Annotated in this window: 14 protein-coding genes; 9 read left to right on the forward strand and 5 right to left on the reverse strand. The window is 53.7% G+C overall.

The window, feature by feature from the left end:
• The first annotated feature begins 1 nt into the window (after window position 1).
• Window positions 2-1165 carry an alpha-hydroxy acid oxidase gene (locus AAC620_RS06275; RefSeq protein WP_340243463.1) on the forward strand — a complete coding sequence of 388 codons (1164 nt, stop codon included), beginning with the start codon at window positions 2-4 and terminating at the stop codon, window positions 1163-1165.
• Here AAC620_RS06275 and AAC620_RS06280 read toward each other — a convergent pair.
• The gene (locus AAC620_RS06280; RefSeq protein WP_340243465.1) at window positions 1162-2370 is read right to left on the reverse strand and encodes an MFS transporter; all 1209 of its coding nucleotides are present in this window, start codon (window positions 2368-2370) and stop codon (window positions 1162-1164) included. The genes AAC620_RS06275 and AAC620_RS06280 overlap by 4 nt on opposite strands.
• Before the next feature lie 155 nt (window positions 2371-2525).
• On the opposite strand from AAC620_RS06280, the gene AAC620_RS06285 reads away from it, so the two are divergent.
• The 3 genes from AAC620_RS06285 to AAC620_RS06295 all read left to right on the forward strand — a co-directional run bounded on the left by AAC620_RS06285 (window position 2526) and on the right by AAC620_RS06295 (window position 4383).
• Window positions 2526-3152, forward strand: coding sequence for a 50S ribosomal protein L25/general stress protein Ctc (locus AAC620_RS06285; protein ID WP_340243467.1), 627 nt, complete (start codon window positions 2526-2528; stop codon window positions 3150-3152).
• A gap of 109 nt (window positions 3153-3261) precedes the next feature.
• Window positions 3262-3951: an aminoacyl-tRNA hydrolase gene (gene pth / locus AAC620_RS06290; RefSeq protein ID WP_340243469.1), complete on the forward strand. Its 690-nt coding sequence runs from the start codon at window positions 3262-3264 to the stop codon at window positions 3949-3951.
• A 63-nt stretch (window positions 3952-4014) separates the two neighbouring features.
• On the forward strand, window positions 4015-4383 hold the full coding sequence (locus AAC620_RS06295; protein WP_317656380.1) for a DUF2237 family protein: 369 nt from the start codon (window positions 4015-4017) through the stop codon (window positions 4381-4383).
• Between the two features lie 46 nt (window positions 4384-4429).
• Here AAC620_RS06295 and trpB read toward each other — a convergent pair whose 3' ends face one another.
• From trpB to ihfB, 4 genes are all read right to left on the reverse strand, one after another.
• Window positions 4430-5656 (reverse strand): tryptophan synthase subunit beta, encoded by a 1227-nt coding sequence (gene trpB, locus AAC620_RS06300; RefSeq protein ID WP_340243473.1) that lies wholly within the window; start codon window positions 5654-5656, stop codon window positions 4430-4432.
• 74 nt (window positions 5657-5730) lie between these two features.
• Window positions 5731-6372 carry a phosphoribosylanthranilate isomerase gene (locus AAC620_RS06305; RefSeq protein ID WP_340243475.1) on the reverse strand — a complete coding sequence of 214 codons (642 nt, stop codon included), beginning with the start codon at window positions 6370-6372 and terminating at the stop codon, window positions 5731-5733.
• Between the two features lie 6 nt (window positions 6373-6378).
• Entirely contained in the window at window positions 6379-6753 is a 375-nt protein-coding gene (locus tag AAC620_RS06310; RefSeq protein ID WP_340243478.1) for a LapA family protein, read from the reverse strand.
• Window positions 6754-6776: 23 nt separating this feature from the next.
• Window positions 6777-7055, reverse strand: a complete 279-nt coding sequence (gene ihfB / locus AAC620_RS06315; RefSeq protein WP_317656384.1) for an integration host factor subunit beta — start codon at window positions 7053-7055, stop codon at window positions 6777-6779.
• Between the two features lie 413 nt (window positions 7056-7468).
• On the opposite strand from ihfB, the gene AAC620_RS06320 reads away from it, so the two are divergent.
• From AAC620_RS06320 to AAC620_RS06340, 5 genes are all read left to right on the forward strand, one after another.
• The gene (locus AAC620_RS06320) at window positions 7469-8701 is read left to right on the forward strand and encodes a tyrosine-type recombinase/integrase (RefSeq protein ID WP_340243482.1); all 1233 of its coding nucleotides are present in this window, start codon (window positions 7469-7471) and stop codon (window positions 8699-8701) included.
• A complete protein-coding gene (locus AAC620_RS06325) occupies window positions 8698-9198 on the forward strand; it encodes a hypothetical protein (protein ID WP_340243485.1) in 501 nt (166 codons plus the stop codon). Before AAC620_RS06320 ends, AAC620_RS06325 begins: the two co-directional genes overlap by 4 nt.
• A gap of 86 nt (window positions 9199-9284) precedes the next feature.
• Window positions 9285-9521: a hypothetical protein gene (locus AAC620_RS06330; RefSeq protein WP_340243488.1), complete on the forward strand. Its 237-nt coding sequence runs from the start codon at window positions 9285-9287 to the stop codon at window positions 9519-9521.
• 111 nt (window positions 9522-9632) lie between these two features.
• Window positions 9633-9932: a hypothetical protein gene (locus AAC620_RS06335; RefSeq protein ID WP_340243490.1), complete on the forward strand. Its 300-nt coding sequence runs from the start codon at window positions 9633-9635 to the stop codon at window positions 9930-9932.
• A gap of 107 nt (window positions 9933-10039) precedes the next feature.
• Window positions 10040-11791, forward strand: a complete 1752-nt coding sequence (locus tag AAC620_RS06340) for an AAA family ATPase (RefSeq protein ID WP_340243493.1) — start codon at window positions 10040-10042, stop codon at window positions 11789-11791.
• Window positions 11792-12062: the final 271 nt, after the last annotated feature.

Here is a 12062-nt window from a genome sequence, read left to right on the forward strand (position 1 = left end):
CATGCCCGTCATCACCGAAATCGAAGACCTGCGCCGCTTGCATCAAAAGCGCACGCCAAAGATGTTTTACGATTACGCAGAATCAGGCAGTTGGACAGAGCAGACCTTCCGCGAAAACTCATCCGATTTCGACCTGATCCGCCTCCGCCAAAGGGTGGCGGTCGATATGTCAAACCGCAGCACAGCCTCGACTATGATTGGCCATGATGTGGCGATGCCCGTGGCCTTGGCCCCTGTTGGGCTGACGGGTATGCAGCGCGCTGATGGCGAGATCAAAGCGGCGCGTGCCGCGGAAAAATTTGGCGTGCCTTTCACCCTCTCGACTATGTCGATCTGCTCTATCGAAGATGTGGCGGAACATACCAGCAAACCCTTCTGGTTTCAGGTTTACACGCTCAAGGACGATGATTTCATGACGCGGCTGTTTCAGCGCGCGAAAGACGCTAAATGCTCGGCCATCGTGATTACAGTGGATTTGCAGCTTTTGGGTCAACGCCACAAAGACCTCAAAAACGGGCTGTCAGCCCCTCCCAAATTCACTGTGAAATCCGTGGCTGATATGATGACCAAGGTGCAATGGGGCCTTGAGATGCTTGGCACCAAGCGGCGCTTTTTTGGTAATATTGTGGGTCATGTGGCTGGGATTGATGACCCCTCCTCGCTGAGTTCATGGACGGCGCAAGCCTTTGATCAAAGCCTTGATTGGGAACGCATTAAACAATTCCGCAAAATGTGGGACGGCCCTGTGATCATCAAAGGCATTTTGGATGCCGAAGATGCAAAAATGGCCGCAAAGGTCGGCGCGGATGCTATTGTTGTGTCCAACCATGGCGGGCGGCAATTGGATGGGGCCTTGTCCTCAATCCGTATGTTAGAGCCGATTTTGGACGCGGTGGGCGACAAGATCGAAGTGCATCTCGACAGTGGCATTCGCTCTGGTCAGGATGTGCTAAAGGCTTTGGCCATGGGGGCAAAAGGCACCTATATCGGGCGCGCCTTCGTCAACGGGCTTGGCGCCATGGGGGAAGCGGGCGTTACCCGCGCTTTGGAAGTGATCCATAAGGAACTGGACAGCACGATGGCGCTGTGCGGCGAGCGTGATGTGAAGGCCCTTGGACGTCACAACCTGCTTGTTCCGAAAAACTTTAGTGGCGAGTGGGGCTAAACCCCGGTGATGCGTCCCTCTTGCCCGCCACGCGCAGGTGAGAGGGGGCGCAGCGCACGCGCGCAGATCAGCGGGATGATGAGCAAAATCACCGCGATCATGCCAAAAGCCACCCGCAGACTGGCCAATTCTGCCATCCATCCCATTGTTGCGGGGGCGAGCAAAAACCCCGCAAACCCAATGACCGACACGCGGGCGATGATCCGCGTTCTTTCCCCAGACCCTGCGAGTTGCCCCGCCAAACCAAGCGCCAATGGCGCGATAATCGAGACGCCCAAGCCTTGGATGGCAAATCCTGTATAGGCCATCTCGGGCGTCACTGCTAAAGCGGCGATCACCGCCCCCGCCGCCGAAACCAACGCCGCGCGCGAAACCATGCGCAGCGTATCATGCGCTTGCGTGAGAAAATGCCCTGCAAGACGGCCAATCCCCATGGTTAAGCCCAACATGAAGGGGCCAATCGCCCCTTCGACAGCCCGTCCGCCGAGCGAGCGTTCAATATGCAAGGCAGACCAACTTTCCATCGCGGCCTCTGACATAAAGCCAAACATCACCACCAATCCAGGCCAGATCACCAAACCTGACCAGAAGGGGGCCAAATCAACGCCCTGCTCCGTTGCGCCATCCTGCGAAGCACCGACCAAAAAAGATGGGCTGCGCAAAATGGGCAGTGCCAAAGCAACGATGACCCCTAACCCCAAAAACACCTGCAAGGCTGAGGCATCAAATTCCCGCGCCGTGCCTGCGCTCAATGCAGCAAGCGCATAGGCGAAAGAAAACATCGCATGATTAAGTGACATAAGCGGACGCTTATAAGCGGCCTCTGCCTCTGAGACGCGGGCATTGATAATGACATCCGTCAGCCCCGAAGCCGCCCCCGCTAAAACCATCCCAATGCCAAACTCCAAGGGTCGGCTTGCCGCACCCAAAACCGCAAACGACAAGGCCAATAGACCCGCGCCAAGGGGCAGCCCCCATTTGCCCAAATGCCGATCCACCCGAGGCGCCAACCACATTGCGGTAACAAGCCCCAAAGCGGACATCAGCAAAAGCGTGCCAAAGAGCCCATCGCCTGCCCCGATCTGGGCCTTTATCTGCGGGGCAAGCGCCGCATAAGAGCCCCAAAAGATGCCCAAAACCATAAAGCCAAAGACGGGCCTGATGGTCAGCGAAAGATCCTGTCTAATTTTGGCGAGCGCATGCATGCTGAAATCGCTACCCCGCCGATTGGACTGGCTCAAGCGATATATGAGAAAAATGGCAGATTTAGCTCTGGTCAAAGGCAGAAAATGCTTGTAAGAGCGCGGCTTCACGGGCCCGACACCCTTGGAGGCGGCCCATAACATATGGAGATATAGCTATGGCTGGTGAGATTCCTGATCTTATCGCCGAGGCACGGACGGGGACAGGCAAGGGGGCCGCTCGTCAAGCTCGCCGTGAAGGCAAAGTGCCCGGTATTGTGTATGGCGGTGGGGCTGACCCTCTTGCGATTCAAATCCCCTTTAACCAATTGCTCAAGCGCCTGAAAGAAGGCCGCTTCCTCTCGACTCTGTTCAACCTCAAGGTTGAAGGTCAAGAAGATGTGCGCGTCATTTGCCGTGGCGTGCAGCGCGATGTGGTAAAAGATCTGCCGACCCATGTTGATTTGATGCGCTTGCGCCGCACTTCGCGTGTGAAGCTGTTCATCCCTGTCAACTTCATCAACCACGAAGCCGCACCTGGCATCAAACGCGGTGGCGTTTTGACAGTCGTGCGCGCCGAGGTTGAGCTTTCGGTGATTGCAGGTGACATCCCTGAAGGGATCACTGTTGACCTGACAGGCCGCGGCATTGGCGATGTGATCCACATCTCTGACGTCACTCTGCCAGAAGGCGTTAAGCCAACAATCGACCGCGATTTCGTGATCGCAAATATCACCGCCCCATCGGGTCTGGTAAGTGCAGATAACGAAGCCGCTGCTGAAGGCGAAGAAGAAGCAGCCGAATAATCAGGCCGATCTTCTGACGAATTGATAAAGGCGCGAAGATATCTTCGCGCCTTTATTTTATCATACACCACCCTTTCACGGGACGGGCAATCGGGGTATCACAGCAGCTATGAAACTTTGGGTTGGTCTTGGAAATCCCGGCACGAAATATAGCCAGAACCGTCACAACATCGGGTTCATGGCCTTGGATCATATTGCTGCAGATCATGGGTTCTCGCCGTGGCGCAGCAAATTTCAAGGCCAAATCTGCGAAGGGGTTTTGGGCGGCCAAAAGGTGATCTTACTCAAGCCAGAAACCTATATGAACCGCTCGGGGCAATCCGTGGGCGAGGTAATGCGGTTTTTTAAACTGACCGCGCAAGATGTCACAGTTTTTCATGACGAGCTTGACCTTGCCCCATCGAAACTTCGGCTTAAGTCGTCCGGAGGGCATGCAGGGCATAATGGTCTGCGGTCGCTACACGAGCACATTGGTGAGGCTTATCACCGTGTGCGGCTTGGTATTGGCCATCCAGGCCACAAGGATCGGGTCGCGGCCTATGTTCTGTCTGATTTTTCCAAGGCCGATCAGTCTTGGCTAGAGCTGATGTTGCGGGGCATCTCGAATGGGGCCAAAGCCCTTGCCCAGGATAATGGCGCGCAGTTCCAAAATGCAGTGGCCTTACAAACCACCACACCCGCCCGCGAAACAGCGCCGAGGCGCAAATCACACGACACGGCCCCATCCCCTGCTGAGGCCGTAGAGACACCGCAAGACAGCCGAAGCCCGTTACAAAAGCTGGTTGATCGGTTTCGATAAACATTTAGCGCCTTGGGTGTTCCTATCCCTCTCTCGCAAGACCTTTGGCGCGTATGAGGATAGATGATGGATGAAAGCGTAAATGTATTTGGTGCGCCGCTGCAAAGCTGCGGCCGCGATCCAATGACGGGCTTCTTTCGCAACGGGTGCTGCGACACCAGCGATGATGATTTCGGCGCGCATACTGTCTGCGCGGTCATGACCCGCGAATTTCTGGCCTTTTCAAAATATGTGGGCAATGACTTAACCACGCCCCGCCCCGAATATGGATTTCTTGGCTTAAAGGAGGGCGATCGCTGGTGCCTGTGCGCCTCGCGGTTCCTACAGGCTCATGAAGAGGGCGTTGCGCCAAAGGTGAACCTACACGCAACCCATATGCGTGCGCTCGAAATCATTCCGCTGACCGTATTGGAATTGCACCAGATCGAGTGACACCCGAACCGATGGTTTAGGCGCAGAATGGGGAGAGATGCGGGGATTAACCCTGCATCTCCCATCCCAAGGCACGGGCCACTGTGAAGATATCTTTATCACCGCGACCACACATATTCATGCAGATCAAATGATCCTTTGGCAGGGTCGGCGCGATTTTCATCACATGGGCCAAAGCATGGCTTGGCTCTAGCGCGGGAATGATGCCCTCTTGATGGCAGCAAAGCTGAAATGCCTCCAAAGCTTCGCTATCGGTGATCGAGACATATTCAGCGCGCCCAATGTCATGGAGCCATGAATGCTCAGGCCCGATGCCAGGGTAATCAAGCCCCGCCGAAATCGAATGACCCTCAAGGATTTGTCCATCTTCGTCTTGCAGCAAATAGGTGCGGTTGCCATGCAGCACACCCGGACGCCCCCCTGTCAGGCTTGCGCAATGCTCCATCTTGTCATTGACGCCTTTGCCACCTGCCTCAACGCCAATGATTTGCACATCCTTGTCATCCAAGAAGGGGTAAAACAGCCCCATCGCATTTGAACCGCCGCCAATGGCCGCAATGATCGTATCTGGCAAACGGCCTTCGGCGGCCAACATCTGTTCGCGGGCCTCTTTGCCAATGATCGCTTGGAAATCACGCACCATCGCAGGATATGGGTGGGGGCCTGCGACCGTGCCGATGCAGTAGAATGTATCACGCACATTGGTCACCCAGTCGCGCAAGGCATCGTTCATCGCGTCTTTCAAAGTGCCACGCCCTGACGTCACAGGCACAACCTCGGCCCCAAGCAGCTTCATGCGGAACACATTGGGCGCTTGGCGTTCAACATCATGCGCGCCCATATAGACCACGCATTTCAAGCCAAATTTTGCGCAGACTGTCGCCGTGGCCACGCCATGCTGGCCCGCACCTGTTTCCGCAATAATCCGTGTCTTACCCATGCGGCGGGCCAAAATGATCTGACCCAACACATTGTTGATCTTATGCGCGCCCGTATGGTTTAGCTCATCTCGCTTGAGATAGATTTTTGCGCCGCCCAAATGCTCGGTCAGGCGCTCTGCGAAATAGAGGGGGCTCGGACGGCCGACATAATGCGTCCACAAATCATGCATTTCATCCCAGAAGGATTGATCTGTTTTGGCGCGTTCATATTGGGCTTCCAATTCCAAAATCAGCGGCATCAGGGTTTCTGACACAAACCGCCCGCCGAATTGGCCAAAGCGGCCGCTTTCATCAGGGCCAGTCATAAAGCTGTTCAAGATATCATCGGGCATGGAGGCACCTTTTTTCACATTCGACCCACTGCCTAACGCGGGCGCAAGAATTGAGCAAGAGAAAGGGGCAAGGTTTAGCCCCCGTTCACCGCATCGGCAAAAGCATGGATCAGGGTAGGGTCTTTTACCCCTGCCCGACTTTCCACGCCTGATGAAACATCAACCTGCTGCGCGCCTGTCATTTGCACGGCAAGCCGCACATTGTCAGGCGTCAATCCACCCGCCAGCATCCATGGCACAGGCCATCTGCGCCCGGCCAACAACCGCCAGTCAAAAGAAAGACCATTCCCCCCAGGAAGATCAGCATTTTTCGGCGGCTTGGCATCAATTAGCAATTGATCACTGACCGCCGCGTAATCCGCAATCTGCCCCAAATCATCCGCGTCTGCGATACCAATGGCCTTCATCACAGGCAGGCCCGTGCGCGCACGGATTCCCGCCACACGGGTAGGTGTTTCATGGCCGTGCAATTGCAAAATATCGAGCGGCACTTCGGCCAGAAGTTGATCGAGAAAGGCATCCTCTGGATTGACCACCAAACCCACCTTGGCCACGCCTACGGGAACGGCAAGCGCCAAGTCACGGGCCTGTGTCAGGCTAACCGCGCGGGGTGATTTTGGGAAAAATACAAAACCCACATAGCGCGCACCCGCCTCGGCCGCAGCCACAATATCGGCAGGCTGAGAAAGGCCACAAAATTTAATGGAAATGCTCATCAGGGATCAACCAAGCCGCAAGGGCTTGTCATCCTCCAACAAGGCAAGAATGTCATCCTGACCCTCTTTCGCCCGTGCCTCGCCCTTGAGGGTTTCCAATTCCCGCGACAGGCGTGTCGCATCACGCTTCGCGCGCGATGCATCCGCACGATGCCGATGTTCGCGCAGCCATTCCCAAACAAAGCCTAGAACCAAACCTGCGGTAATCGCGCCGAAAATGATCAAGAACAGCGGGAGGGATATAGACACATCCATCCGCAGCCACAGCGCCAAATCGGCAGGCAACAGATGAATCACCACCGGATCGCGATTGGCAATCGCCAGAACAATCAGAACCACCGCGACACAGAGAATGAAACTCAGCTTTATTATTCGGATCACGCCTTACCCTCGCGCAGTTCTCTTTACGAATTCAATCGGTCACGCAGCAATTTGCCCGCCTTGAAGAAGGGAACATGTTTTTCTTCAACTGATACAGTCTCGCCCGTCCGAGGATTACGGCCCACGCGTGCATCACGCTTTTTTACCGAAAACGCGCCAAAGCCGCGCAATTCGACCCGATCTCCTCGCGCCATGGCTTCGATGATTTCGTCAAAAATTGCTCCCACAATCCGCTCAACATCGCGCTGATAAAGATGCGGATTTTCCTCCGCGAGTTTTTGCACAAGTTCTGATCTTATCATGTCATGCCTCCCCGCAAGCGCATGTGTGTTGCGAAACTGTATAAGCCTTTCATACGCGCCTAGGAACCGAAAAGCAGGATTTTTTTAAGGTTTGGCCGCCAGATGCGCGGATATCAGCCCACGGGCGAGGAAATTCAGCATATCGCAGAGATGTCACATAGACCTCGCCCTGTGCCGCGCATGACGGACGCACCGCGTGATTCGTGCAAGCGTTACCGAAAAATGGCGATCCCTCGAGGACTCGAACCCCGAACCTGCTGATTAGAAGTCAGCTGCTCTATCTAGTTGAGCTAAGGGACAAGTAAGTATTACAACCCAAATATTTTGAATAAATCAGATTTTCAAGAAGCACTAAACTACGCTATGCTTCGCAAACTTACCCCAATTTGTCTCGCTGAAAGTCTCGCTGATAAATGCCCACCGTATCTTGCTATATTGATCGATCAAAAATCGACAAATTCACCAAACAGCAAAGAGCCATGAACCAAAGGCTAACGCTCAGGGACGAAGGCTGTCCTGGCCTTAAACTTGTGATTAACAATTCAAGTTCCAGTTGGGTGTATACATATCGCAAACGAGGCTATTTAGATGGTGGCAAGCGCCATCCCCAAAGAGCCATGAAGCTGGGCGATCCGATTCTCATGACGCCGAGTGAAGCCCGTGTCAAAGCTGAACTGATCAAAGCTCAAGTCCGCAATGGCCTCGACCCTGCACTTGAGCAGCGGGAGCAAACTGCGTTGCAGCGCGCTGCAGAAGCACGGAAAAAGACCTGCAGCGAATGGCTTGAAATTTATGTTCGTAGCGAGCTGAACGGCGGAAGAAGCAAATATCAGCGGGATGAGTCGAGGCACGTCCGCCTTGGCCTAGAAGAAATGGGGGTATCCCACCTACGGCCTGAAAATATTGACACTAAACACGTCAGATCGCTTTTGGAACGACACCACCTCGCACCCGCGACTAACCGTCACCGCTTTGGCGCGCTTTCGCGTTTTTTAGAATATCTGATCGATGAGGAGGTTATTCACACAAACCCCGCGGCTCTAATCGCAAAAAAGCGACGGCCTAAGCCACCGCCGCCGCGCATGTCCTACTACACTGCAGAGCAGCTACAGCGCCTATGGCAGTCTGAGAGTTTAAAACCTGAATACCTACGATACCTTAGGTTCATGATAACTACGCCACTCAGGGCAGATGAGGGAGCCGCCCTCACTTGGACACAAATAATACGCTCACAAAGTGAAATTCGGTTATCGCACACGGAAACAAAAAACTCTGCCCACTTCGTAATGCCATTAACACCGTTAGCTTTTGAAATTCTCGGACATTCCAAAGCTCCGCAACAAGTCCGAGTGTTCCAACTCACAAAAATCCCCGACGCAAAAATGCAATCGTGGAGCCATTTCAACAAGAAGGTGCGAAAGGCTTCGGGGATAGAGGACTTTACGCTGCATGACTTACGGCGAACATTTTCAACATTAATGGCAGAGCAATCAGACGTGTCACTAGACATCATTGATGGATTATTGAACCACAAACAAAGCGAAACCCGAGGAGGCGTCATCAAGCACTACCAGCATGCAAAGCTCCTCGATAAAAGGCGCGAAGCGATGCAAACCTGGGCTAGGCTGCTAGAGGATTGGATATGAGTTCCAGCCAAGACCAAAGCTCTCCCAAAAATCATGGCGGCAAGCGAAGCGGAGCGGGGCGTCCTCGTAAATGGGATTTTTGGTTTGTGATGGAGGTTGGTCAAGCTTGTGAAACCCTGCATAGGCAGGCACAAAACGCCGCCCTACGCAGGAGACGTGATAGGCTTATTAGCGAGGAAACAGAGCTAAAAGCCATATGGAGCAAAGCGAACTCGATACCAGTTCCGCTTCGACGCCAATGGCTTCAAACCAAAGGCGATGACCAACTGGAGGATGGCTACGAACAGCATCACGCTGATGTCGCTGCAGAAATCAACGAAATGCATAAAAACTCTGGAGGTAAAAAACCAGCTTCGCGGCTCGTTAGCCTGCGGAACACACCACCCAAAGGCACTCGCAGCCAGATCATTGCAAAAGTTGCAAAGAAATACTCGCTCGCACCGAAGCAAGTAGACAACATTTGGCAAGCGTATCGCCGCTTTGAACGCGGAAAATAGGGGCGACTTGAATTTTAGGCAGATTGGGAGGCGGGGTGATTCGACGCAGTATGGATGGGTAGTAACCAGCAACTAGGAGCTACCTGATGCTACGCAATACCAAATGGCACCCAGATCAACCTCTTCCGAAATACGCTGACAAGGCGACAGCTGCAGCAATAGTTACCCACCTCTTTTTTCCCATCAGCCCCCGAACGCTAGAAAAATGGCCACTGGTCGTTCGTCGCCCAAATAAAGCAGCTATATTCGAGGTGGCAGAACTACTTCGACATGCAGAGCGAAAATTTGAAGCTGCTCCCCCTTACAAGCAATCAGAGGTGTGACAATGAGCAAGCACACCCACACCCCCCCGTTCATCCACTTCAGCGAGGGTAGCTTTGAGGCAGGTCCCTACACGCGTCTGTCGCAATGCCGCTTCGTTAAGGAGGTGCAACATGGTTACTAACGCCAGCACCTCCGAAACCAGCGACCTTTACATGGGCGTAGTCGCCCGCCCGCTGATCAACCTGCGCATCGCTGTCTGCCGCAATGCAATCCAGTGGCTTGTTCAGGTGAGAGACGGTGAAAGGCACGGGGCAGCGCGATGGAAGACCTGTGCGTATGTGACGACCCGACCAGGCCCAATCGCAGCGGTCCGTAGGCATGGGCCGCTCTCCGAGCGTGATGCCGAGGAAGTGGTCGATGCGCTGCCATCAAGGCAGCAGGCTTCAGAAAAAGCCTACTCGCAAAAATGAAAACCGCGCGCCTAAGGCACGCGGCTTCTCGGTGGGTTAGTTTGAACGCTTTAACCGTAGCCAGAATACCACGTGCTTGGCCGCCAATCAAACATTGAGGTTAAGCGATGGATATTCCATTCGATCAGTATTCACAGCCGATCATTGAAAAATATGGGCTGAAACGAGTTGGCCATGAATGGCATGGCCCATGCCCAAATTGCGGCGGTGAGGACCGCTTTTGGATTGCAGACCATAACGGCAACCTGAAACATCATTGTCGAAAAGATTGCGCCTTGTTCGATCGAACGCGGCAAATGGAGCAAGATGGGCTACTGCCAATGTTTCAGCCGCAAGTACCAGACTTGTCGCGCCAAACCAAACTGGATGTGCCGTATCACGTTCAGAAAGGCATCGAGCTTGCAGGAACAGGCGCTGTTTGTGATGGCAACACGGTTGTTATCGAAATTCGTGACATCGAAACGGGTGAATTTCGCGGCAATCAATTCATTAAGCCTGATGGCTCGAAGCGCTTTAGCCATGGTATGATCAAACAAGGTGCTGGCTCATTCATCGGCGAGAAGTCGGACGTCTTATATGTCACCGAGGGTTGGGCGGATGCTGTTGTCTTGTATCTGGTGACCGGGCAGCAGGTGTTTTTTGCCTTAGACGCTAACACCCTCCCTGCAACAGCTAATCAGCTTAAGGCGAAGGGCTTCAACGTCGTTGTAGCCGCGGACAATGACGAGGCGGGCCGCAAAGCCATCAAAGCAGCGGGCCTGCCCTATGTTACCCCCCCTGTTGTCAAAGACTGGTGGGACTTATGGAACAGTAAAGGTGAGGCAGCAGTGCGAGCCGCCGTTGCCAACATCACCAACCCTAATGCTCTGCAGCTGTTCAGCCATGTGTTGGACATCAATCTTGAGCCACCAAGCTTCATTATTGACGGCATACTGCCAAAATATGCCTCAGCAGCTTTGGTTGCTCCCTCATATACGGGCAAAAGCTTCATGGCCGTTGATATGGCGTGCAGCATCGCAACAGGCCATGACTTCCACGGACATGCGGTCGAGCAAGGCGGGGTCATGTATATCCTTGGTGAGGGGCGGCAGGGCATACGTCGACGGGCTGAGGCTTGGGCAAAAGACCGCAGTGTGCGGCTCGATCGTAAAAACAGCCCCCTACACTTTTCGAACTCCAGTATCGATATGCGCGACCGCGCGCGGTTAGAAGCCCTCCGGGACGATATCAGTAAGGTCAAAGATGTTAAGCTCATCGTTATCGACACGCTCGCGCGCAACTTCGGCGGTGGTAACGAAAATGCCCCTCAGGACATGGGTGAGTTTGTCAGTGCTTGCGATGAGTTGATGCATGCATTTGAGGCAACCGTTTTGATTGTTCATCATCACGGGAAAGACGGTGCAGCTGGCGCGCGTGGCCACTCATCCTTTTTTGCAGCATTGGATACATCGATGGTGATGCGGAAATTTGGCGAGCATGACGTGCAGCTCATCTGCGACAAGCAAAAAGACGCTACGCCATTTGACCCGATGCAGTTTTGCTTTGTGACGATTGACGACACGTCTGTCCTGCACCGCGTCGATTATCGCCAACGTAAAAATACTGAGAAGCTCAGCGCTGCGCAGCAGTTGGCGATGGACACGTTCAAAGAGGCGACAAAATCAAAACCCGAGCCTTGTCGCCTACACTTGGACGAATGGCGTCCGATCTTTCTTCAGCGCCATACAGGCGACAATGATAAGTCGAAAAATGATGCCTTTAGCCGCGCGCGGCGCGACCTTGTTGCCAAGGGATTATTAACTGTGAAAGACGATTACTACTCACTCGGCGACAAGGCGACATCAGGCGACAATCTGTAAAGATGACGCCTGACATAACCCTGCAGATGGCGACACGACAGACACCCCCCTTTAGGGGTGTCGTCTTGTCGTCTGCTGGATGTGAGAGAAGTTTTACTCCAACGCTAGTCAAATTGTGGCGGTATTTGATTGTTTCAGATCGACTATGAAGCGACTAGAACAGTCGATATTAAAGGCCTTTACACAGCCACGCTTCGTGTTGATATAAACAAATTTGACATGTCTTTTAAATGCATAAATTAAAGGCCCGTTTTTGCGCTTCTATTTCGAT

The organism is Roseobacter sp. HKCCA2468 (assembly GCF_037805105.1).
In the GTDB taxonomy this organism is placed as follows: Bacteria; Pseudomonadota; Alphaproteobacteria; order Rhodobacterales; family Rhodobacteraceae; genus M30B80.